The following is a 23,833-nucleotide window of genomic DNA, read 5'->3' on the forward strand; positions in this document are numbered from 1 at the left end:
ACCAGTGGTCGAGTTGCACGGAACGATATCGATTGTCAGTCACGGCCATGCCGCGCTAATCCGCACGCTGTTGGACGATCTTGCCGACCAGGACGGGATCGCCAACTGGCTCGTGTTGGTTACGATTAATATTCCAGAGGCGTTCGAGGGCCGTGACGGACTGAACCTCAAAATTATCTACAATGACGCGCCAAAGGGCTTCGGTGCCAATCATAATGCGGCCGCAGCGGTGGCGGAAGGGACGCTGTTCCTGATCGTGAACCCGGATATCCGTCTTACGCGACCGGACACGCTCGAGCGCATTGCACAAGCCGACTGGCATGGCCGGCCGGCGCTGCGCGCGCCGATAGTAGTCTCACCGGACGGCGGAATCGAGGATTCGGTCCGCGACAACCTATCGGTACCCAATCTGATGCGCCGAGTGCTTCACAAACGTACCGGGTGGGAAACGAACCCCGGATCAGGATCGTTCTTTTGGCTGGCGGGAATGTTTCTGATTGCTCCGCTGGACGCATTTCGTACCATGAAGGGCTTTGACGAGCGTTTCAGGATGTATTGCGAGGATTATGATCTGAGCGCACGTTGGCGTGTGAACGGCGGCCGGGTCGAGCTGCTCGAAGATATCACTGTGATCCACGACGCCCGCCGCGACAGCCACGGATCTTGGCGACACCTGCGCTGGCATCTTGTAAGCCTTGTGCGGGTGTGGGGATCCGGTAGCTTCTGGAAAATCGTGGGCGGTCGTTATACCTGACTTGGTTCCTGCGATCTGTGCCGGACGCGACTATCAGGCGAATTGCGGGAACGGATTTCGTTATCATGCGTCGCATTCATCTGACATTCTACCGGTTAGGGTCATGTATCGTCGCCGCGTAACGACCAAGGGATGTGAGGCACGAATGGAAAATTGCAGGCATCCGTGGCCAGCGCTGCAGGACACAGCGATGCGAGCCTGTAATTGACTGAGCCCGAACCGGGCACGCCTCCCAGTGCCGGATCAGTGCGTCGCGACCTTCTGAAGGCAATGACAGTCGGGGTGTCCCTGGCCGCCAGTCGGTCGCCTCTGGACGCAGCGCAGCCCGCTTCGGTCCGACCCGGAGAGCTTGCGACCGTCAGCACCTATGGCGTGTTGTCGAGCAACGATGGCGAAACCAACACGCGGGCGATGAACGAGGCGATCCGCAATCTTGCTGCCGCAGGCGGCGGGACACTGGTCTTCGATCCTTCACCTGCCCCCTATCCGATGATCGGGCCGGTTATTCTCCCTTCCAACATCATGATCGACTTGAATGGGCAGGTGCTGCAGGGGCGGCGAGCTCCCGGCGATGTGATGTTTGTGACCGGAACATTTTCCAACCGCGTATTGCGATCAAATCTCAACAGCAAACCCGAAACGGAACTGGTCAGCGGAGCTGGGATATACGGTGGCCGTATCGAAGACTGTACGCGAGTTTTCCATTTTCGTAATTTCGGAACAAGCTGTTACATACGTGATATCGTGACGAGCCAGTGCATACAAGTTGCAAGATTGGAAAGGTGTTTTTATTCCACAATCGATAACGTAACGGCAGCGGGTTTCAGCGATCCTGCGATCCCAACCTTTCACTTCGTGGAAGAGACGAATGCCGTAGTCCTGCGAAAACTTAATGTAGTTACGGCGTTTGGACTGTGTATCGAAGGGGGGGCTGCTGCAGTTATTGTCGATGGATGTGCATTTGAAGGCGGGCAGACTGCGGTACGCTTGATTGGCGACTGCATGGGCATTCATTTCCGCGGGGGGTATTTCGAATCTATTCTCGGACGAGCGTTCGATCTACGGTGGGCTGGCGCCTGCTGGATCGAATGGACGGCGAACTTCTTTCAACATGTCGACATTATCGTCGACGATGGCGGAGAGGATGCAACTGCGACGCTATCCGGGAAGTGGCATGCCTCGAACTACATCGTCATGGCGGTAGCGGCCGGTTTCATGCATCTGCCGGCAGTCCGGCGGCAGATGCGCGTTGCCGGGCCGCGCAATTTCGTATCGTACGATGCTGGTTGCGCAGACAACGTCGCCGCGACGGTTCCTCCCAATTGGATTGTCGGCAAGCACTCGCGTGTCCGGTTCGAGACTGCGATTGCTGGGCGTTCGCTGACGGATACGCGCGCCCGGGCACAAGTGCATGCCGGCATATTACCAACGGTGCGCAGCGGCGATACCGGAGAGCCGATCATCGGAACCATACCCTTTACGACGATGAGGGTCACGACGGGTGAGCGGGCGGTGATCCGGATCGACACCGCCATTCGTTTCCAGCCCGATAGCCTGTTTGCGCGATACTTGCTGAACGTCGAAGATGATGGAGGAAAGGTAAGCCTGTACGGCGACGTTTATGGTGCCAATATCGTTCAACTGGACAAAGTGGGCAAGCGTGTGGAACTGGTCAACGTCAACGGCATGGTCAGCATCCTGGTCCAGTCGTTTCGGTCGGTTGCGCACAAGCCGGTCTGCACAGGCAGCATCCAGATACTCACATAGCCCTCGGCAAGGCTGGTAAAACAGGTCGAGCGACCTGTTTCCGATACAGATGCGATACCGCCGGATTCGAGCCGGTGCGGGTTGCCGCGGGCGTTGATGATGGCCCGCGCATGATATGATCAAGGTTGTGCTCGCACGCTCGAAATCATAGGCCTGCACAATATGTCGTTGCTCCGCCGGTCCCATCCCTTGCCTGCACCTAGCCTGGCATTCGTTCTTTTATGTACGTTGCTGCTCTCCCTACTGATCGCAGGTGGAGCGTCGCGTGCCGATGCAGGGGGCCAGATTGTCGTTCAGGCGGTGGCATGGATTGCGATGGTCGCGACGATATTGTTCGGATCGCGTCCGGAGATGCGCCGTACGGGAATGGCGGGTTTGATACTGGCGGCTTCGATACTGTTGGTGGCCTCGCAGCTTGTTCCGCTGCCACCATCGCTTTGGGAAGTGCTGCCCGGTCGAATGGCACTGGTCGGTGTGGCCGGTTCCGATGTCTGGCGGCCATTGTCGATCGTTCCCGGAGCGACATGGAACGCGCTTTCGTCGCTGGTCGTCCCCGTTGTCGTTCTGGTGCTTGCTGTGACGTTACGGGAGGGGGAACGGGAGCGGATACTGGCTGCGTTGTTGGGGATGGTTGCCGTTTCGATCTTGGTCGCGATGTTGCAATTTTCCGGTGCCGGATTTTCCAACCCGTTCGTCAACGACACGCCCGGACAGGTGAGTGGTCTGTTCGCCAACCGTAATCACTTTGCCTTGTTCCTGGCACTCGGTTGCCTGATCGCCCCGGTGTGGGCTACTCGCAGCGGAGCGCAACGTTGGCGTTTTCCGGTAGCCGCAGGCCTAGTTCTGCTGTTCATCCTCACGATTCTGGCGACGGGGTCGCGCGCAGGGATGCTGGTAGGCCTGATTGCGTTCGGTATCACCCTGTTGATGTCGCGACATGCCCTGCGCCGCGTAACGCGGAAGGGGTCGCGCTGGCTGCTTCCGGCACTGGTTACAGGTGCGATCTCGGTCCTGTCGTTCTTCGTGATGTTGTTCATCGTGGCTGATCGTGCCGTTTCAATTGATCGTGCTGTTTCCATTGATGGGAACGAAGACATGCGGGTACGCGGGCTGCCGACCGTACTGGACATAATCCATCGGTATTTCCCAGTTGGGTCCGGTTTTGGGGGTTTCGATCCGATGTTTCGGATGCATGAGCCATTTGACCTATTGAAGATTACCTACTTCAATCATGCCCATAACGATTATCTGGAGATTGTGCTGGATGGGGGGGTGGCAGCGCTCTTGCTGCTCGCCATTGCCGTTCTATGGTGGGGAGCGAGAACGATCATTGTATGGCGCGGGGCGGGGGGTGGCGTGGTTGCGCAACTCGGATCCGCAATGCTTCTACTGGTCCTGATCGCCAGCTTCTTCGATTATCCAGTGCGGACCCCAATGATCATGGCGCTGGCTGCTCTTGCCGGCTTGTGGCTGGGTGAGCGGCGGCATGAAGCCGTAGCTTTACCTCATCAGGACCAGCAACTATAGCCTCGGCGTTTTCCTCATCCATCACGGAATATTCAAGCGCATGCGCAAGCTTTGTATTGCTTTCCTGATCGCGGCGACCGTGTCGGGATGCGCTGGGCGGCAGCCTCTGCAATCGACCGAACGGTTGACGGTGGTCGAGGGGAGTTCGATCCTGCCCGCACCCGATCGGCAGGACCTCACCGCTGCGGACCGCCCGGCGCTGATCGGCCCCCTTGATACTATCCAGGTCGATGTGTTCAGCGTTCCCGATCTGAGCCGAGAGATGCAGGTCGATGCCAGTGGCCGTATCGCCATGCCGCTTGCCGGAACGATTGACGCGCGCGGCAAGACCGCTGCGGAACTGGCGCAGACCATCGATGCGGCGTTGCGCACGCGCTATGTTCGCAACCCCGAAGTGACCGTCAACATTAAGAGTTCGGTTAGCCAGGTTGTAACAATTGATGGACAGGTCGTCGAACCCGGCTTGTATCCGGTCACCAACCAGATGACGTTGATGCGCGTCATCGCGTCCGCCAAGGGATTGTCCGAATTTGCCCGTCAGGATGATGTGGTGATCCTGCGTACGGTTGGTAGCCGCCGGATGGCCGGTTTGTACAATGTCGCGGCGATCCGTCAGGGAGCGTATGATGATCCCCCGGTCTTTGCAAACGACGTTATCGTCGTCGGCGATTCACCGCAGCGTCGCCTGTTCCGTGACTTCGTATCGCTCTCACCGCTTCTTGCGGCTCCGTTGATCGCGATCCTGCAATAAGGCCCTTGCCGACATGACTTCCATCATCTCCGGTCCGCGCGGCGGCTCTGCATTGCCTGCGCTTGACGTGCCGGCCAAGGACGAAACCTCGATATTGCGCCAGTATCTGCGCATTGCGATTCGTTGGCGCTATGTCATCCTGGGTACAACCGTCGCGTTTGTTCTTCTCGGCCTGATCGTGACGTTGCTGATGACGCCAAAATATACGGCATCGGCGACGATCGAAATCTCGCGTGAATCCAGTCAGGTTACCAACTTCCAGGGTGTGGAACGCGAAACGAGCGTTGCTGATCAGGAATTTTATCAAACACAATATGGATTGCTAAAGTCACGCTCTCTTTCCGAACGCGTGGCCGGTCAGCTGAGGCTGGTCGATGATCCAAAATTTTACGAACTCTTCGGTTCTTCTTCCAGTGATCCTGCTTTCCAGCAGGTAAGCGGCCGCTATCCTGCTGCCGGGCGCCTTATCCGGCAACGTATTGCGGGGCAGATCCTGCGCGATCATCTAGATGTGTCGCCAACAAGACTGTCACGTTTGGTCGAAATACGCTTCACCAGCCCCGATGCGGTTTTCTCGGCAAAAATCGTTAACACATGGTCCGATGCGTTCATCCAAACCAATCTTGAACGCAAGGTGCAGGCGACGTCCTATGGTCGCAACTTGCTCCAGCGCCAATTGGCGCAGCAGAAGGAACGGCTCGACGAGAGCCAGCGGCAATTGGTCGCCTATGCCTCACGGGAACGTATCATCAATCTGCCCGCACAATCTAATGCCGACGGTTCAACTTCGGAGCGTTCGATTGTCGCTGACGATTTAGCGTCGCTTAACACCGCGTTGAGCCAAGCAACCGCCGAACGTATCGCCGCCGAAGCGCGCTATCGTGAAGGCGGACGTGCAGGGGCGTCGTCGGAAGCATTGCGGAACCAGGCTATCAACACGCTGCGTCAGCGTCGCGCGGAGTTCGCCGCAGAATATCAGAAGCTGCTAACGCAGTTCGAACCAGAATATCCGTCAGCCAAGGCGCTGAAGTCGCAGATCGATCAGCTCGATCGCAGTATTGCGAGCGAAGAACGTCGGGTGACGGGATCGATCGAAACCGATTACCGTGGTGCCATCGAGCGTGAGCGCGCGCTTCAGGCACGGGTCGAGCAGCTCAAGGGCAGTTATCTCGATCTACGTCGTCGTTCGATCCAGTACAATATTTTCCAGCAGGAGGTCGATACCAACCGAGCGCTATACGAAGGGCTGTTGCAGCGCTTCAAGGAGATCGGTGTCGCCGGCGGCGTCGGCGTAAACAACGTTTCGGTGGTCGATCAGGCCGACGTGCCGCAGAAGCCGTCGAGTCCGCGTCTGCTCATCAACCTCGTCATCGCGCTGCTCGCCGGCCTTGGTCTTGGCGCAGCGCTGGCCTTCGCGCTCGAACAGATGGACGAGGCGATCGCCGATCCGGCGGAGGTCGAGCGCCGGCTCGGCCTGCCGCTGCTCGGCTCGGTGCCCAAGGTCGAAGGGGCCACGCCGAAGGAAGCACTGCTCGACCGCAAGTCTGATCTGGTCGATGCGTATCTCGCGATTCAGACCAACTTGGCCTTCACCACTGAACATGGCGTACCGCGGTCTCTGTCGGTCACTTCGACCCGACCGGCTGAAGGCAAGTCCACCACCGCATTGGCATTGGCCACCATGCTGGCGCGCAGCGGGAAGCGGGTGATCCTAGTCGATGGCGACATGCGATCGCCTTCGGTCCATCACCTGGGGGGCGTGAGCCACGATCATGGCCTCAGTAACTTCCTTGCCGGGCAGGACGATATCGCGCCGCTGACGTTCGACATGGTCGACCTCGGCTTCACCGCCATGTCGGCCGGGCCGATCCCGCCCAATGCGGCGGAGTTGCTGACCGGCAATCGCCTATCGTTGCTGATCGAACGGTTGCACGAGCATTTCGACCATGTTGTGATCGACAGTCCGCCGGTCATGGGCTTGGCCGACGCCCCGCTGATCGCGAGCCGGGTTGAGGGTGTCGTCTATGCCGTTGAATCGCACGGTATCCGCTCGACGCTGGTTAAGACCGCGCTCGCACGACTAGCTTCGGCCAATGCGCATATCTTTGGCGGCGTGCTGACCAAGTTCGAGGCGCGCAAGGCGCATTACGGTTATGGCTATGAATATGGCTATGGCTACGGTCGCGATAAGGCAGCTGAGGCCAAAGGCTGATGCCGAAGCGTCGCGCCGCGTCCCGTCCCCGGCGGTCGGTGACCGAATGGGCGGTACGCGGCGCGCTGGCAGTGGCGGCGGCAGGTCTGGGTACCCTGTCGGTCGCCCATTCGTTGGGCTATATGATCCGTGGCAGCGATCCCAGACGCGCCCATGCGCTGGCACCGTGGGATGGGCGGATCACAGCACTGCTATCGGAGCAATTGTCGGGACCGGGGGCAAGCGCCACGGATCGGAACCGGGCGGACGATCTTGCGCGGCTCGCGTTGCGGCAGGACCCGACGGCGGTGCCGGCGGTCGCGACGCTGGGTATTGATGCGCAGGTGCGCGGCGATAGCGCGGGTGCGCGGCGTATCTTTGCCTATTCCGAAATGCTGTCGCGTCGTGACCTGCGCACCCGTCTCTGGGCGATCGAGGATGGGGTTGCGCGCAACGACATTCCGGGCGTGCTGCGCAATTACGATATCGCGCTGCGGACATCGCGAATCGCACCGGACCTGCTGTTCCCGGTATTGGCATCGGCGATCGGCGATACCGAAATCCGGCAGGAACTGGTGGCGACGATGGCTCGGCGACCGATGTGGAACAACCAGTTCCTCGGTTTCATGGCGGGTAACGGTTCCGATGCGCGCGCGACCGCCAGCCTGTTCGAAGCGCTGCATCGCCGCCGGATCATGCTGCCCCAAGGCGCGGCCCCGGCGCTGGTCAGTCGGTTGCTCGCCGAGCAGCACCTTGACGATGCGTGGCGCTTCTATGCGGTGATTACGCCGGGCGTCGATCGACGCATCGCGCGCGATCCTGATTTCACCGCCAATCCGGCGTCGCCGACCCCGTTCGACTGGCAACCCGTGATCGACAGCGGTGTGTCGGCCACGATCCAGCGCGGTGAGAAGGGCGGTATTTTCGACTTTGCGGTGCCGCCGAACCTGGGCGGGCCGGTGTTGCGCCAAGCGCAACTACTGCCGCCGGGCGACTATTCGATCGAGGGCAGCAGCATCGGGATCGAGCAAGCGGATGCCGCCCTACCCTATTGGACGCTGACCTGTCCGGACGGGCGCGAACTGGGGCGGGTCGTCGTACCCAATTCAGCACAGGTCAAGGGCCGCTTTGCCGGGCGCTTCACCGTGCCGGCAGGATGTCCTGTCCAGCAGTTACAGCTCGTCGCCCGACCGTCGGACGCCCTGTCCGGCGTTACCGGACAGGTGGACAACGTCCGGCTGCGTCCGGTCAGTCGTTGAGGCCTAGGCGATGATCGGTCGCAACGCTATGCATGGCGGTATGCGTGACGTATCGTTTCTTCTGGCACTCTGCCTGACCGCACCTGCCATGGCACAGGACCGCTATCAGGACGATCTGCAGGATCAGCCTGCCCCGGTCCAGCAGCCGCTCCCTGAAACCCGCCAAGGCGAAACCGCCCGCTCGGCGGCCGGCCAGGCTGGCCAGCGCCAGACCCGCGAGCAGATCGCGCAGGACGCTGGCATTGAGCCGATGGCGCGGATCAACGGGCGGATCCAGAACCGGGTGCAGTCACGGATACGCAACCGCATCGACCGCTATTATGATCCGCAGGCCAATGCGGCTTCGCCATTCGTGGTCGCGGGTGATCAGGCGCGCGCCGCCGGGCGGTCGCGGCGGTGATCGGCCGGGCGGGCCGCCGATGCCCGTCCGACCATTTTTTACTCGAAAGCACGAATGAGCGCGGTCGTCCGGCAGCAGCCCGTGCGAGCAGGCCCGGTTTCCCGCCCCATCTTCGTGCTTTCGAGTAGAAATTCCCCATGACCCGCAAGCCCCCCGCCCCCAAGGCGCCGCCGCGCACCCCCGCCCGTCCGCAGGGCGACCTGTTCCGGCTCGACAGCCCGCTGACCGCCGAGATCCGGGGCGAGCGGTCGCTGATGGCGTTTCCGTTCTTTGCGCTGGCCAAGAATGCGTGGATGAAGCCGCTGACCTACCAGGCGAACAACGTCACGATCGAGGTCCGCCCCTCGGCCAGCGGGGTCGCGACCATCTATGACAAGGAAATCGTTCTCTATATCGCCAGCCTGATGCTGGCGAAGATCGAGGTGGGCGAGAGCGTTACCCAGGATTTCGTCTTCACCGCGCACGATCTGTTCACGGTCACCGGCGCCAATCACTCGGCGCGGTCGTACGGGCGACTGTCGGAGGCGCTGGAGCGGCTGCAGGGAACGCAGATCAAGACCAACATCGAAGCGGGCGGCGAGGGCGAGGAAGGCTTCTTCTCGTGGCTGTCCGAGGCCAAGCTGCACTATTCGCGCACCCGAGGCGGCGAGCGGCGGCTGAAGGCGGTGAAGGTGCGGCTGTGCGACTGGCTGTTCCGCGCGATCCTGCTCGACCGGCACGTCCTCGACTATGCCGCCGCCTATTTCCAGTTGGGGCCGATCGAGCGGCGCATCTATGAAGTGGCTCGCTCGAGCGGCGAGGATCGGTTGGAGGTCGACCTGGCGACCTTCCGCCTGCAGATCGGCTACCAGAACCCTCTGGCTAATTTTCGAAATGCTTTGAGACAGATAGCGGCAGCGGACAGCATCCCCGACTATCGCCTCGAGCTGATCGAACAGGCGATGGACGAACACGATGTCCCCCGGCGCGGCCGGCGCAGCGCCCCGGTACAGGTAGTGCTGACCCGGCGCCCGGCGCAGCTTGCCGGCAATGATTCGGACCCGGCCGAATCACCGGCCGGTTGAGCGGAGCATTTCCTACTCGAAAGCACGAATTTGTGCGGCGTATTGCTATCCGAAAGCACGAACCTGCCGGGGCATTCCTACTCGAAAGCACGAATTGCGCGCGGGAATTTGCGCCGAAACGGGTGCATTTTCGTATTTCCTACTCGAAAGCACGAACCGGGAACGCTTCCGATGTTGGATTTCATCTGCAAAGGTTGACCCAAGTCGGCGTGGGGCCGGCAGATGAGGGAATGGCCGTGACCACATAAAGGAAAGCCCGGCACGAAGGCCGGGCGTCCCAGAGGTATTTGGACGACGTCGCCAAACGTCGAAGCAATCACAGTGCGTTCCAAATACCCCCGATCGCTTGCCGGTTCAAGGACGCGCGCTTCGCGCCACGCCCCTTTTTTGCAAAAATGGTCCCGGCCCCGGACAAGGGGGACGATGATGGCGCTTATCCTGGCGCAGGCGATCGCGCGCATCAGCGCGCCGGACAGCGGTATGCGTAGCGGCGCAACGGCACAACGCGCTCGCAGCGGCGGCCTGCATCGGACCGGCGCCCCGGTGCGGCGCGGCAGCGTGGAGGCGGGGACGGTTGAGGACAGCTTCTTCGCGGTCCCGGCCAAAGGCGAGACCGACCGGCTGCTGCGCGCCGCGCGTGCCGCACTGGACGCCGGCCGGCGCGCCAGGCGGACGGCACGCGCGGAAGGGCGGATGCTGGATGCGGCGGAGGCGGCGCTGGCGGGGCTCACCGCCGGTGCCGTGCGCGTGTTCGAGGAGATCTGCACGCTTGCCCGGCTGAACGCGGGCAAGGTGTTCCCGACCTATGACCATCTGGCGAAGGCGACGGCGCTCGGCCGCGCGACGGTCGCCCGTGCGCTGTCGGCGCTGGAGGCGGCGGGGTTCCTGCTGCGTCAGCGGCGCTTCTGCCGCACGATTGGCGCAGGACCACGCTATCGCCAGACCTCCAACATCTACCGCCCGCTCCTGCCAGGCAAGCTGCTGCGCTTCCTGCCGCGCGCCCTGCGGCCGGCGCCGCTACCGTGCGATGCGGTGGTCCATCAGGCGGAGGCCGCGGCCGAGCTGGCGGCGATGCGTGCGACGCTCAGCTGCAGGGAGCTGGCCGAGGTGACGCTGGCCGGGGCGCTCGGCCGGGTATTGGCGTCGCTGGGCGCGGCGATCGATCGCGCGGCGTGCGAGTCTCATTCCGATCCGCAACCGCTATCGGAGTCTTATAGAAAGACGACAAATGTCGTTGGCCTCGCCGGCCAACGGCGTCCGGCCTGACGGCCAAGAGGACGAACCCAAGGAAATTCCAGCACCGACACTGCAAGACGCCAATACGGAACGCACCGGCTAACGCCGGCGCGATGCTCTCCGGCGAGAGCAGGCGGAGCCGTGGCGTGTCCCTTCACCCTTACCCCGGTGGAAGCAGGGTAACGGCACAATTGCGGGGCACCCTTCGGATCAATGCGGCACGGCGCCCAGTTCGACGCCGGTCTTGTCGTGCCGCGCGAAGCGGTCGATCAGGTCGGCGCTGGCGCGGTTATAGCCGATGACGGTAACGGTCGCGCCTTGCTGGCGGAGGCGAACGACGATCTTGTCGAGCGCGTCGACGCCCGAAATGTCCCAGAAATGCGCCGCGGTGACGTCGATCGTCACCGGCCCTGCCGCTTCCACGCCGAACGCGCGACGGAACCGGTCGACCGAGGCGAAGAAGATCTGCCCCGTCACACGGTAGGTCACACCGGCGGCATCCTCGACCCGCTCGACCGCGAACATCCGCTGGACCTTGGCCGCAAAGAACACCCCCGACAGCAGCACGCCGGCGAGCACACCGAGCGACAGGTCGCGGGTCGCGACGACCACGGCAACGGTCACCAGCATCACGATCGAGGAGGTCGGCGGGTGGCGGCGCAGATTGGCGATCGAGTTCCAGCTGAACGTCCCGATCGACACCATGATCATGACCGCGACCAGCGCCGGCATCGGCACCCGCCCGACCCATGGCCCCAGCACGGCGAGCAGGAACAGCAGGAACGCGCCCGCGACGAAGGTCGACAGCCGCCCGCGTCCGCCCGAGGTCACGTTGATGACCGATTGCCCGATCATCGCGCACCCGCCCATGCCGCCGAACAGCGCGGCGACGATGTTCGCGCCGCCTTGGCCGGCGCATTCCTGGCGCTTGTCGCTGTCGCTATCGGTCATGTCGTCGACGATCTGCGCGGTCAGCAGCGATTCGAGCAGGCCGACGGCAGCCATGGTCAGCGCCGTGGGCAGGATGATCCGGAGCGTCTCGAGCGTCAGCGGTACCTGCGGCCACGCGAAGCTCGGCAATCCTTCGGGCAGGCGCCCCATGTCGCCGACCGTGTTGACCGGCAGGGCCAGCCCGATGCTGATCGCGCTCAGCACGAGGATCGCGACCAGCGGCGACGGCACCGCGCGGGTGATGCGCGGCAACAGGTAGATGATGGCGAGGCCGAGCGCGATCAGCGCATAGCTGTGCCAGCTGACCCCGGTCAGCTGCGGCAGCTGCGCGAGGAAGATCAGGATGGCGAGCGCGTTGACGAAGCCGGTGATGACCGATCGCGACACGAACTGCATCACCCGGTCGAGCCGGAGCAGCCCGGCGGCGATCTGGATCAGCCCCATCAGGATCGTCGCGGCGAAGAGGTATTCGACGCCATGCTCGCGCACCAGCGGCCCGACCAGCACCGCGACGGCGGCGGTCGCGGCGGAGACCATCCCCGGCCGCCCGCCGATGAGCGCGATCGTCATCGCGATCGCGACCGAGGCATAGAGGCCGATGCGCGGGTCGACCCCGGCGATGATCGAAAAGCCGATCGCCTCGGGGATCAGCGCGAGGGCGACGACGATTCCGGCAAGGATGTCGGCGCGTATGCCGGCGGCACCGCGAAACCATTGGCGGCGGTAGGTTGCAAAATCGAAGGTCATGGAAATTCCACATCGGGCCGCAGGGCGCATCGCTCGATGCACGGGATCGTTGCTGCGGGGGATGTTGTCCGGCGGATCGGCGGCCGGAATAGCCACCCGGAATTGCACCGGGTCCTTGCGAATGACCGGCCCCTTACCCGCAACCGGCGGGTCGGGGCAAGTCGGCTACTGGCCGGGTTTTGACGGTTCTGTTACGGGTAAGGAACGATGATCGTACAGAACCCCGTCCGCTATCCCGTGCCGATGCGGCTGCTCCACTGGCTGCGCGCGGCGCTGATCCTCGGCCTGATCGCGCTGGGCTGGACGATGACGTCGCTGCCCGATGCCGTGGTCGCGAAATTCGAATGGATGTACCCGGTCCACAAGGAATTCGGCGTGCTGGCGTTCCTGGTCGGGGTGATCGCGCTGGCGGTGCGGTGGCGCAGCGTCCGCCCGGCGCACCCGGCATCGCTCGCCCGGTGGGAGGCGGTATTGTCGAGCGTGGTACAGGCGGTGATGCTGGTGCTGGCGGTGGTCGTGCCGCTGATGGGCTATGCCATGTCGAGTTCGTTTACCCAGAGCGACGGCGTGCCGTTCTTCCTCGGCGACCTGCCCGAATTGCTGCCGAAGAACGACCGCGCCTTCGCCTGGTTCGCCTGGGCGCATGAAACGCTGGCCTATACGCTGTTGGCGATGATCGCGCTGCATGTCGCAGGCGTGGTCAAGCACCGCTTCCTCGACAAGGGCCGCGACAGCGACGTGCTGCCCCGGATGCTGTGATCGCGGACAAGTATCGGCGAACGGCGGGTTATTTCGGATCGGTCGACGATGGCGGGCAACCCCCGCCCCGCGCGGGACGTTAGGGCACGAACCCGATCCCAAGGATTCCCCCCCCCATGACCGATACGACTGCCCTGAACGCCGGCAACGGTGGCGAGACGCATCAGGTGACCGATGCCGATCATCCGGTGCTGACCACCAACCACGGCACGCCGATCAGCGACAACCAGAACCAGTTGAAGGCGGGCGCGCGCGGTCCCGTGCTGATCGAGGATGAAGTCTTCCGCGAGAAGATGAATCATTTCGACCATGAGCGCATCCCGGAGCGGATCGTCCACGCGCGGGGCAGCGCGGCGCATGGCTATTTCGAATGCACCGACAGCCTCGCCGACATCACCACCGCCGACCTGTTCCAGAAGAAGGGCCAGCGGACCGAGGTGTTCACCCGCTTCTCGACCGTCGCCGGCGGCGCCGGATCGGTCGACACCCCGCGCGACGTGCGCGGCTTCGCGGTGAAGTTCTACACGCGCGAGGGCAATTGGGACCTGGTCGGCAACAACATTCCGGTGTTCTTCATCCAGGATGCGATCAAGTTCCCCGACCTGATCCATGCCGCCAAGATGGAGGCCGATCGCGGATACCCGCAGGCGGCGACCGCGCACGACACCTTCTGGGACTTCATCTCGCTGATGCCTGAGTCCACGCACATGGTGATGTGGGCGATGTCGGACCGCACCCTCCCGCGCACCTTCGCGAACATGGAGGGGTTCGGCGTCCACACCTTCCGCTTCATCAATGCGGAGGGGAAATCGACCTTCGTCAAGTTCCACTGGAAGCCCAAGGCGGGCCTTGCCTCGACCATCTGGGACGAGACGGTCAAGATCGCCGGTGCCGACCCCGATTTCCAGCGCCGCGACCTGTTCGAACGGATCGACCGTGGCGATTTTCCGGAATGGGAGCTGGGCGTGCAGCTGTTCGACGAGGAATTCGCCAACAGCCTGCCCTATGACGTGCTGGACGCGACCAAGATCATTCCGGAGGAAGTGCTGCCGGTGCGCATCGTCGGGCGGATGGTGCTCGACCGATACCCGGATAATTTCTTTGCCGAAACCGAACAGGCGGCGTTCGTGCCGAGCCATGTCGTCCCCGGCATCGGCTTTTCGAACGACCCGCTGCTGCAGGGGCGGCTGTTCAGCTATACCGACACGCAGCTGTCGCGCCTCGGCTCGGTCAATTTCCACCAGCTGCCGATCAACAGCGCCAAGGGCCGCGCGGCGGCGGCGGGCTGCCCCTTCCTGAACCAGCAGCGCGACGGCCACATGCAGATGGTGGTGCCCAAGGGCCGCGCCAATTACGAGCCGAACAGCCTGGCGAAGGCCGGCGAGGAAGCCGGCGCGCGCGAGGACCCGGAGAAGGGCTACAAGACGTATCCCTCGGACGAGCAGGGCCAGAAGCTGCGCATCCGGCCGGAGAGCTTCGCCGACCATTACAGCCAGGCGCGGCTGTTCTTCCGCTCGGTGGACCCGGCGGAACAGGCGCATATCGCCTCCGCGCTGGTGTTCGAACTGTCGAAGGTCAGCCTCGACCATATCCGCACCGCGATGCTCGCCAACCTGCGCAACGTCGACGAGGGTCTGGCGAGCCGCGTCGCCGACGGCCTCGCCATGGACCTGCCCGCAGCCTCGCCGACCAAGGTGCCGGTGCAGGACATGGCCCCCTCGCCCGCGCTGCGAATTATCCGGGGGCCGCGCGAGCTGCACACGCTGGAGGGGCGCAATGTCGGCATCCTGATCGCCGATGGCAGCGATGCGGGTGACCTCAAGTCGCTGAAGGACGCGATCAAGGCGGCGGGTGGCAACGCGATGACCATCGCGCCCAAGGTCGGCAAGGTCCCGCTGTCCGACGGATCGACCATCGCCGCCGACGCCCAGCTGTTCGGCCAGCCCTCGGTCACGGTCGACGCCTGCGCAGTGCTGCTGTCGGCGGAAGCGGCGCAGAAGCTCACCAAGGAAGGTGCGGCGGTCCAGTGGGTGATGGACGCCTTCGGTCATCTCAAGGCGATCGGCCACAATGCCGACGCCAAGCCGCTGCTCGACAAGGCCGGGGTGGAGCCGGACGAGGGCGTCACCGACCTCGCCGGCTTCGTCGAGGCCGCGAAAAAGCGCTACTGGGACCGCGAACCCAACGTCCGCACGCTGGCATAGGGCAGATAGGAGAACGGCGGCCCTCCCCTGTCGGGAGGACCGCCGTTTCCTGTGGCCGAAGCCAGACCGATCAGAAGCGGAAGCTGGCGCCTGCGCGGAACTGACGGCCGATCAGGCCGGCATAATGCCACGTCGTCAGGAAGTTCGGCGCGCTGGCATAGGCGGCCGGGGCCAGCGGAGCCTTCACGTCGAACAGGTTCTTCACGTTCAGGAAGAACGAGAAGTTGTCGTTCACCTTGGCCGTGCCGTTCAGGTCGACGTTGATGAACGATTTGACGTAGCAGAACTGTTCGTTCTGCGGCGCGGAGCGGGTGTAGAGATTGCCGGTGGCGCAATCGCGCGGCAGGTTCTGGTCCTCCGACACCGCCTTGATCCGGCTGACATAATAGGTCGTCGCCGACAGGGCGTACGGCCCCACCTGCAACGTGTTCTGCCAGTTGCCGCGCCATGCCGGCGTGCCGTTGCCCGACGACAGGTTGTACGGCCCCATCGTCCCGGCATAGTTCTGGACGTTGCCGTTCGCCTCGCCCGCATCGAGATTGTATTCGAGGATGTGGGTCACCTCGACACGGCTCGTGAAGGTCGCGTCGTCCGCGATCGGCGCGGTCAGCGTCGCCGCGAAATCAATGCCCGACGTGGTCGAATAGTTCGCGTTCACATAGGGCACGTTGATGATGAGGACGCGCGGTAGGGCGTTCGGGAAGTTCGGGTCGACCGCATCGACGCTGTTGACCGAATAGCCCTGCCCGATGGCCGCGACCGCGGCCTGTGCGGCGGCGAGGTTGGCCGAGTTGTAATAGGCCTTCACCGCATCGCCGACCAACGGGCCGCTGACGATCAGGTCCTTCTTGCGCACATTGTAATAGTCGACGGTGAAGCTGAACCAGCGCACGGGCTGGAAGATCATGCCGGCGGTGAAGCTGCGCGAGATTTCCGGCTTCAGGTCGGGATTGCCCGCCGACCCGCGACCCAGCGAATATTGCAGGTTGTACGGGTTGCCGTTGGCCGAACACGACGTGGTCGTGCCGGTCCCGCCATGCTGCAGGATGAAGTTGCACGGCGGCGTGGTGGTCACGAAGCCGGCATATTGGCTGCGCGCGCCCGATTCCGCAAAGGTCGGCGCGCGGAAGCCCTCGCTATAGGTGCCGCGGAACGCCAGTTCGCGGATCGGCGTGAACTTCACCCCGACCTTGGGCGAGAAGTGGCTGAACCCTTCCGAATAATGGTCGTAGCGGCCCGACGCGTTCACTTCGAGCTGCTTGACGATCGGGGCGCCCAGTTCGAAATACGCCGCCGACACGGTGTGTGCGCCGAACGCCGAAGCGGTCGTCAGGCCGTACGTGTCGAGGTTCACGTTCTGGTTGTTGTTTTCCAGCGTCTCGCGCCGCACCTGCCCGCCGATGGCGAGCTGGAGCGGGCCGCCCGGCAGGTCGAGCAGGCGCGCGCTGAGCGACGCATCGGCCGATGCCATGGTCGAGAAGGACGGCGTGACCTTGTCCGGGGCGATCAGGTCGCGCACCGCCTGGCTGTTCGCCTGCGGATTGACGAAATTGTACGACCCGGTGTTGATCGCGCGCAGCAGCTGCTGGATGTTCAGCAGGCCGTGCTGGGTGATCTGCATCTCGTCACGGGCGTACACCCCGTCGACGCGCCATGCGAAGCGTTCGTCGTCGAACGATCCGGTCAGGCCGGCGGCGGCGCGATACACTTCGTTCTTGCGGTCGCTGCCGGCGGCGATGTCGCCGAACATGTAATAGATGCGCGCGGCGCTGGTCGTCGGATCGGCGCCGGCCACCGCGAACGGGTTGTTCGGGTTCAGCTGGCGATCGGTCGCGGTGGCGCAGTTGGTGCCGGCCGAGCAGATATACATCGGCAGGACGATGCCCGGATTCGCCGATGCGACCGACGGTGCGGCGCCGAAGGGCTGCGTCGCGCGGATCACCGACGGCGTGCCGTTGATGCTGACGTCGCTGCGGCTGTAGCTGGCGGTGACATAGCCTTCGGTCGTGTCGCTCAGGCGGACGCTGAGGCGCGCGTTCAGCGCATAGCGTTCCTGCAGCGGCTGAATCTGGCGATACAGGTCGACCAGGTCATATTTGCAGCCGGTGCCCTGCACCGCGGTCGTATTGACGGTGAAGGTGTCGCGGGCGCAGTTGCCCAGACCCAGCGCGCGATACTGGTTGCTCAGCGGCGAACCGGCCGCCCCGCTCAGCGGGTTGTTCAGGTCACCCTGGCGGACGCGTGTGACATAGGCGGTCGGCACGTTGACGGTCAGCGAGCTGTCCGACGCATTGTTGTCGAGGCCGCCGATCGAGCTGAGGTCCTGCGTGTTGTACGGGAAGCCGCGGCTGTGGTTCGATACCCGGCCGTCGCGCTGATATTCGCCGTTGATGAACACGTTCCAGCCATGGGCGTCGTAATCGCCGGTGCCGATCGTCAGGTGCGCGCGCTGGTGCGAGGCATCGCCGCGTTCGGCCACGCCGCCTTCGACCAGGCCATCGATGCCGGTGAAGTGCTTCTTCAGGATCACGTTGACCACGCCGCCGATCGCATCGGCGCCATAGGTCGACGATGCGCCGTCCTTCAGCACCTCGACCTTGTCGACCAGGCTGAACGGGATCGAGTTCAGGTCGACATAGGCGTTGCGGCCGTCATCATTGAGCGGGAAATTGGCCGAACGCAGGCCATCGATCAGCACCAGCGTCGACGATACGCCCAGACCGCGCAGCGACACGGCCGAACCGCCGGCCGAAAAGCCGCTCTGGAACCCGGTGCCGATCGAACCGGCGCCATCGGCCGAGATCGAACGGATCGCGTCCGACACGTTGGTGATGCCGGCCTTTGCCAGCGTGTCCGACGTCAGCACGGTGACCGGCGAGGGGGTTTCGCTGTCGGTGCGGCGCAGCAGCGATCCGGTGACGACGATCGTGTCGTCGGCGCCCTGATCGGCAGTGCCCTCGGTCGTCGTCGGGTTCGTCGCCTGTTCGCGCGCTTCAACGGTGCCGGGCGTGGCGGGCGTGGTCTGCGCGGCGACGGGGCCGGCGATCAACGCGGTGGCAAGCGCACAGGTGGCGGCACCCGCGACGAAGCGCGAGCGACCGAAAACGATCTTCATAGGGTTATTGTCCTCCGGTCGAGGCGAACGATCCCCCGGATCGTCGCGTCACGCGCGACAGATGTTCGAGTGTGCCATCCGAGTAAAGCAGGCCAAAATAAGTGCGAGCATATTGTAATCTATTGTTGCTGGAACAGCACACCTGGCGCGCTATCAGATAAGCGGGAGACGAGGATGGAGACACGAAGGGCATCGATTGCGGACGCGGAAGCGATGCACCGCGTGCTGCGCGCGATCATCGCGCAGACCGGGCGCGAACGGCCCAGCGACGTGGCGTTCGTCACCCGCTACTATATCGCGAACCCGGCCAGTATATGCTGCACGGTGGCGGTCGATGCGGCGGGCGAGGTCATGGGGTTCCAGTCGCTGGTCCACGCGGAGCCGGGCAATCGCTACGCCGTGCCGCCGGGCTGGGGCATCATCGGCACCCATATCGACCCGCGCGCGCACCGGCAGGGCGTGGGCGCCGCGCTGTTCGCCGCCAGTCGCGCGGCGGCGCAGGCGGCGGGGCTGGCGAAGATCGACGCCTATATCGCCGCCGACAACGCCGGCGCGCTGCGCTATTACGAGGCGATGGGTTTCCGCACCTATCGCGAGCCGGAAGGCATCGTGCAGAAGGTCTACACGCTGGGGTGAGGTTGTGCGCCACATACGTCATCTCAGCCTGCGCTGGCGCGACGTCCATTGCTGACCTCCACGCAACCCGCTTTGCGCACTTCGCACGAAGCCAATCGGTCGTTCGCCGGTTTCCCCTCCCGAACCTGTTTCGCGAAAGACACCCCATGCAGATCGCCGACCTCATCACCGACACGCTGATCGCCGCCGGCGTCGAGCGCATCTGGGGCGTGACCGGCGACAGTCTGAACGCGATCAACGACAGTTTGCGCCGGTCGGGCCAGATCGACTGGATGCATGTCCGCCATGAAGAGGTCGCGGCCTTTTCGGCAGGCGCGGAGGCCGCCGCGACCGGCAAGCTCGCGGTATGTGCGGGCAGCTGCGGCCCCGGCAACCTGCATCTCATCAACGGGCTGTTCGATTGCCAGCGCAACCGCGTGCCCGTCCTCGCGATCGCCGCGCATATCCCGTCGAGCGAGATCGGCCTGAACTATTTCCAGGAAACCCATCCGACCGAGCTGTTCCGCGAATGCAGCCATTTCTGCGAGATGGTGCAGACCCCCGAACAGCTGCCCGAACTGCTCCACCGCGCGCTGCGCACCGCGATCGGGCAACAGGGGGTGGCGGTGCTGGTGATCCCTGGCGATGTGGCGCTCAAGGATGCGCCGAAGGCCGCCCGCGCCGATTTCGCCGCCCCCCTCCCCCCGCGCATCGTGCCGCAGCAGCAAGAAATCGAGCGCCTCGCCGAACTGCTGAACGGGTCGCAGGCGGTGACCCTGCTGTGCGGCGCGGGCGTGGCCGGCGCGCATGACGCAGTGGTCGCGCTGGCGGCGAAGCTGAAGGCGCCGATCGTCCACGCCTATCGCGGCAAGGAATGGATCGAGTGGGACAATCCGTACGATGTCGGCATGACCGGGCTGATCGGCTTTTCATCGGGCTATCACGCGATGATGGAGTGCGACACGCTGCTGATGCTCGGCACCGATTTCCCCTATCGCAACTTCTATCCCGAAAAGGCGAAGGTCGCGCAGGTCGACCGCGACCCGTCGGCGCTGGGGCGGCGGGTGCAGATCGATATCGGCATCGTCGGCGATGTGGCCGAAGCGGCGGCGGCGCTGACCCCGCTGGTCGCGCCGGCCCGCGACGAGTCGTTCCTGACAAGGGCGCGCGACCATTATGCCAAGGCGCGCAAGGGGCTGGACGAGCTTGCGACGCCCCGCGCGAACGACAAGCCGCTCCATCCGCAATATGTCGCGCGGGTGATTGATGCGATCGCCGCCGACGATGCGGTGTTCACTGCCGATGTCGGCACGCCGGCGGTGTGGGCGGCGCGCTATCTGACGATGAACGGCCGGCGGCGGCTGATCGGATCGTTCAACCACGGGTCGATGGCGAACGCGATGCCGCAGGCGCTGGGCGTGCAGGCGGCGTTTCCGGAGCGACAGGTCGTGTCGCTGTCGGGCGATGGTGGTCTCACGATGCTGATGGGTGACATGCTGACCGCGGTGCAGATGGGGCTGCCGATCAAGATCGTGGTTTTCAACAATTCGACGCTGGGGTTCGTCGAATTGGAGCAGAAGGCGGCGGGCTATGTCGACACCAATGTCGCACTCAAAAACCCCGATTTCGGCGCGATCGCGGCGCAGATGGGCTTTTTCGGCGCCCGCGTGACGCGCTCGGACGAACTGGAAGCGACCTTGCGCGCGGCTTTCGCCCATGACGGCCCGGCGCTGGTCGATGTCGTGACCGAGACGCTGGAACTCGCCATGCCGCCCAAGATCAAGGCGGAGCAGGTGAAGGGCTTCAGCCTCTACACCCTGCGCGCGATCATGAGCGGGCGCGGCGACGAGGTGATCGAGCTGGCCAGGGCGAACCTGTTCCGCTGAGGCGCCGCGCCTATTCCGGCTGCCCGGCGATCAGCCGCGCGCGCAGCTGCCGGTAATAGCGCGCGGACGGCGTATTACCTGCGCGGCGATGCGCCTCGGCGGCGGCGGCCGCGCCGGCGAAGCTGTTCCGGAAGGCGCGTTCGGACGTTGCCGCCGCCTGGTCTATCGTCGGGCCTGCCGGTTCGGGCGTTATGGCGACCAGCCTGAAACCGCCCTGGTCCAGCAGGGCGATCCCCGACACTCCCTGTCCGCTACGCGCCCGTCCAGCGAACACCCCGGTTTCGCCGTCCGCGAAGCTCACCCGCCCGGCACCCGACCCCTCGGCCAGCCCCGCGCGACACGTTCCGGCCCAGCCCCCCGTCATCGGTCCGCCCTCGACGGCGATGCGGCAGCGGACGCCGGTCGTCGGGGCGGGTGCCGCCGCGATGAGCGGGAGGGCAAGGAGGATCAGGATGGACAATTTTCCTGCCACGGCATTCCTCCTCAATTATCCGACATGTCGACACGTCGACCTATCCACTAGTCCTACAGCTCCAGGCGCACCGTCGCCAGCACCGATCGCGGGGCACCCGGCATGTTGAGCAGCGGCGAGCTGCCATGGCCCGACACGATATAGCGGCGGTCGAACAGGTTGTAGCCGTTGAGCTGCACCCGCACCGCCGGGACGACATCGACCCAGGCGAGCGCGTCGGCGGTGACATAGCCGGGCAGCGTCGTCGTGTTCGCCGGATCGGCCCAGCGGTCGCCGACGACATTGCCGCCGCCGCCGATCCCGAACCAGCCAAAATCGCGCACCAGCGACAGGTTCGCCTGATGCCTGGGCGTCAGCGTCGCGCTGCGCCCAAACAGCGTCGGCGTGGCGGAGGCGACGATTTTTGCATCGAGATACGCATAGCCCGCCACCGCGCGCCAACCCGCCAAGTCGAGTTGTCCCGACAGTTCGATGCCGCGCGTGCGCTGCGTCCCGACCGGCAGCACGGCCTGCGTCGCCGGGTCGGTGCCCTTGATCCCGGTACGCTTCAGGATGAAGCCTGCCGCCTGTAGCGCGAGCCGCCCGCCGAGCAGCGTGTATTTCGCGCCGATCTCGCGGTTGACCGTCTCTTCGGGGGCGATATCGGCATTGGTCGCGGCAAGGCCGAACTGTTCGGCCGAAGGCTGGAAGCTGCGGCTCCACGACACATAATAGGATTGCGCGTCGTCGGGCTGAAAGACGAGGCCGGCGCGCGGGCTCCAGTTGCGGTCGGTGCGGGCGAGATCGGCTTGGCCCGCAAGCCGCTGGTCGGTGCGCTGACGATAGATGTCGTGGCGCAGGCCGACCAGCGCCTTCAACCCATGACCGAAGTCGATCAGGTCCTGGACATAGGCGCCGGTGGTTTCGAGCCGGTTGCGCTGGTTCGCCGACAGCGCGGTGAAGGCGGTGTTGTCGACCACCGGACCCACCGGATCGAACAGTGACGTGACCGCGACGACGCGTGTGGCGATGGTCCGCGCGTCCTTCACCTGCCGCGCGATCTCCACGCCGTACAGGATGGCGTGGTCCATGCCGGCGATGGTCGCGCGCTGGGTCAGCTCGGTCTGGTTCGACCAGCCATCCTCATCCCGGTCGATGCCGCCATGGCTGAGCGTCACGGTGCGGGCCGTCGCGTTGACCGCGCTGGGCAACGTGTTGCGACGGTTGAGGCTGTAGGCATAGTGGCGAAAGCCGTTGCGTACGCTCAGCTTGTCCGAGAAGCGGTGGAGCAGCGTCACCCCTTGGCCCAGTACCTCGGACCGGACGGCATCGGTGGTACGGGCATTGGCCGCGCCATAATAGGTCTTTGGGTCCACCGCGACCGGACGGCCACCCACCGCTGGGATGCCGAAGTCGTTGACCCGCCGGTCGGTCAGGTAGTCGGCCTGCACCAGCAGCGACGTCGCCTTGCCCCGCCCGAACACGAACGACGGCGCGATGGCGGTACGGCGGAGCAGCCCCTGTTCGCGGAAGCTGTCGCTGTCCTGATACGCGCCGGTCACCCGCACGCCGACGCCGCTGTCGGTATCGAGGCGGCCGATGTCGAATTCACCGCGGACATTGCCGAACGACCCGCCGGTGAGGGCCGCACTGGTCACGTCACCGTCGGGCTTCTTGGTCACGCGGTTGATCAGGCCGCCCGACGATCCGCGTCCGTACAGTACCGCCGCCGGGCCCTTCACCACCTCGATCCGCTCGACGTTCGACAGGTCGCGGAAATACAGGCCGTCATCGCGGAAGCCGTCGACATATTGGTCGGCGATGGCGGAAAAGCCGCGGATCGTCACCTGATCGCGCTGCCCGTCCCCCGACGAAAAGCCGACCCCGGCGACGTTCTTCAACGCATCCTGCAGCGACAGCGCGCGCTGATCGCGCAGCACCGCTTCCCCCACCACCGCCACCGATTGCGGCAGGTCGCGCAAGGGGGCCGGCGTCTTGGCAATGGCGCTGTCCTGCGGGACATAGCCGTAATCGCCCGCGACGCCGGTGACGACGATCTCCTGCGGATCGGCCTCGGGCGCAACGGGCGCGACAACGGGAGCCGCCACGGCCAGGGCCGCGACGACGAACGGAAACGACATGAAAACTCCCCCATC

General features: G+C 64.4%; 17 protein-coding genes and 1 other annotated feature. Of the genes, 13 read left to right on the forward strand and 4 right to left on the reverse strand.

Features of this window, described 5'->3' with window-relative positions:
- The first annotated feature begins 4 nt into the window (after nucleotides 1-4).
- From QZ755_RS05500 to QZ755_RS05540, 9 genes are all read left to right on the forward strand, one after another.
- Complete coding sequence (locus QZ755_RS05500; RefSeq protein WP_294320541.1) at nucleotides 5-754, forward strand: hypothetical protein; 750 nt, start codon at nucleotides 5-7, stop codon at nucleotides 752-754.
- A gap of 411 nt (nucleotides 755-1,165) precedes the next feature.
- Nucleotides 1,166-2,521, forward strand: coding sequence for a hypothetical protein (locus tag QZ755_RS05505; protein ID WP_294320542.1), 1,356 nt, complete (start codon nucleotides 1,166-1,168; stop codon nucleotides 2,519-2,521).
- 315 nt (nucleotides 2,522-2,836) lie between these two features.
- Entirely contained in the window at nucleotides 2,837-4,048 is a 1,212-nt protein-coding gene (locus QZ755_RS05510; RefSeq protein WP_294320544.1) for an O-antigen ligase family protein, read from the forward strand.
- 40 nt (nucleotides 4,049-4,088) lie between these two features.
- A complete protein-coding gene (locus tag QZ755_RS05515) occupies nucleotides 4,089-4,799 on the forward strand; it encodes a polysaccharide biosynthesis/export family protein (protein ID WP_294320546.1) in 711 nt (236 codons plus the stop codon).
- Between the two features lie 13 nt (nucleotides 4,800-4,812).
- Entirely contained in the window at nucleotides 4,813-7,011 is a 2,199-nt protein-coding gene (locus QZ755_RS05520) for a polysaccharide biosynthesis tyrosine autokinase (protein ID WP_294320548.1), read from the forward strand.
- Nucleotides 7,011-8,249: a hypothetical protein gene (locus tag QZ755_RS05525; RefSeq protein ID WP_294320550.1), complete on the forward strand. Its 1,239-nt coding sequence runs from the start codon at nucleotides 7,011-7,013 to the stop codon at nucleotides 8,247-8,249. Before QZ755_RS05520 ends, QZ755_RS05525 begins: the two co-directional genes overlap by 1 nt.
- A 40-nt stretch (nucleotides 8,250-8,289) precedes the next feature.
- Nucleotides 8,290-8,649 (forward strand): hypothetical protein, encoded by a 360-nt coding sequence (locus QZ755_RS05530; protein ID WP_294320552.1) that lies wholly within the window; start codon nucleotides 8,290-8,292, stop codon nucleotides 8,647-8,649.
- Nucleotides 8,650-8,786: 137 nt separating this feature from the next.
- Nucleotides 8,787-9,713, forward strand: coding sequence for a replication initiator protein A (locus tag QZ755_RS05535; RefSeq protein ID WP_294320554.1), 927 nt, complete (start codon nucleotides 8,787-8,789; stop codon nucleotides 9,711-9,713).
- A 423-nt stretch (nucleotides 9,714-10,136) separates the two neighbouring features.
- Nucleotides 10,137-10,979, forward strand: a complete 843-nt coding sequence (locus tag QZ755_RS05540) for a helix-turn-helix domain-containing protein (RefSeq protein WP_294320556.1) — start codon at nucleotides 10,137-10,139, stop codon at nucleotides 10,977-10,979.
- A gap of 180 nt (nucleotides 10,980-11,159) precedes the next feature.
- On the opposite strand, the gene QZ755_RS05545 is transcribed toward QZ755_RS05540, so the two are convergent.
- Nucleotides 11,160-12,647, reverse strand: coding sequence for a SulP family inorganic anion transporter (locus tag QZ755_RS05545; protein WP_294320558.1), 1,488 nt, complete (start codon nucleotides 12,645-12,647; stop codon nucleotides 11,160-11,162).
- A 62-nt stretch (nucleotides 12,648-12,709) separates the two neighbouring features.
- Nucleotides 12,710-12,765 (reverse strand) — a sequence feature (sul1 is cis-regulatory element that is thought to sense ions involved in sulfur or methionine metabolism; They are found in Alphaproteobacteria).
- Between the two features lie 89 nt (nucleotides 12,766-12,854).
- On the opposite strand from QZ755_RS05545, the gene QZ755_RS05550 reads away from it, so the two are divergent.
- Nucleotides 12,855-13,406, forward strand: coding sequence for a cytochrome b/b6 domain-containing protein (locus tag QZ755_RS05550; RefSeq protein WP_294320560.1), 552 nt, complete (start codon nucleotides 12,855-12,857; stop codon nucleotides 13,404-13,406).
- A 116-nt stretch (nucleotides 13,407-13,522) separates the two neighbouring features.
- Entirely contained in the window at nucleotides 13,523-15,610 is a 2,088-nt protein-coding gene (locus QZ755_RS05555) for a catalase (RefSeq protein WP_294320562.1), read from the forward strand.
- 70 nt (nucleotides 15,611-15,680) lie between these two features.
- On the opposite strand, the gene QZ755_RS05560 is transcribed toward QZ755_RS05555, so the two are convergent.
- Entirely contained in the window at nucleotides 15,681-18,725 is a 3,045-nt protein-coding gene (locus QZ755_RS05560; RefSeq protein WP_294320563.1) for a TonB-dependent receptor, read from the reverse strand.
- 174 nt (nucleotides 18,726-18,899) lie between these two features.
- Here QZ755_RS05560 and QZ755_RS05565 point away from each other — a divergent pair, with 174 nt between their 5' ends.
- Both QZ755_RS05565 and poxB read left to right on the forward strand, forming a co-directional pair.
- The gene (locus QZ755_RS05565; RefSeq protein ID WP_294320565.1) at nucleotides 18,900-19,361 is read left to right on the forward strand and encodes a GNAT family N-acetyltransferase; all 462 of its coding nucleotides are present in this window, start codon (nucleotides 18,900-18,902) and stop codon (nucleotides 19,359-19,361) included.
- 146 nt (nucleotides 19,362-19,507) lie between these two features.
- Entirely contained in the window at nucleotides 19,508-21,226 is a 1,719-nt protein-coding gene (gene poxB / locus QZ755_RS05570; RefSeq protein ID WP_294320566.1) for a ubiquinone-dependent pyruvate dehydrogenase, read from the forward strand.
- Nucleotides 21,227-21,236: 10 nt separating this feature from the next.
- Here the strand turns inward: poxB and QZ755_RS05575 are convergent, their stop codons facing one another.
- Complete coding sequence (locus tag QZ755_RS05575) at nucleotides 21,237-21,698, reverse strand: hypothetical protein (RefSeq protein WP_294320567.1); 462 nt, start codon at nucleotides 21,696-21,698, stop codon at nucleotides 21,237-21,239.
- A gap of 53 nt (nucleotides 21,699-21,751) precedes the next feature.
- Nucleotides 21,752-23,818, reverse strand: a complete 2,067-nt coding sequence (locus QZ755_RS05580) for a TonB-dependent siderophore receptor (RefSeq protein ID WP_294320568.1) — start codon at nucleotides 23,816-23,818, stop codon at nucleotides 21,752-21,754.
- Nucleotides 23,819-23,833: the final 15 nt, after the last annotated feature.

It is taken from the genome of uncultured Sphingomonas sp., assembly GCF_913776855.1.
Taxonomy (GTDB): domain Bacteria; phylum Pseudomonadota; class Alphaproteobacteria; order Sphingomonadales; family Sphingomonadaceae; genus Sphingomonas.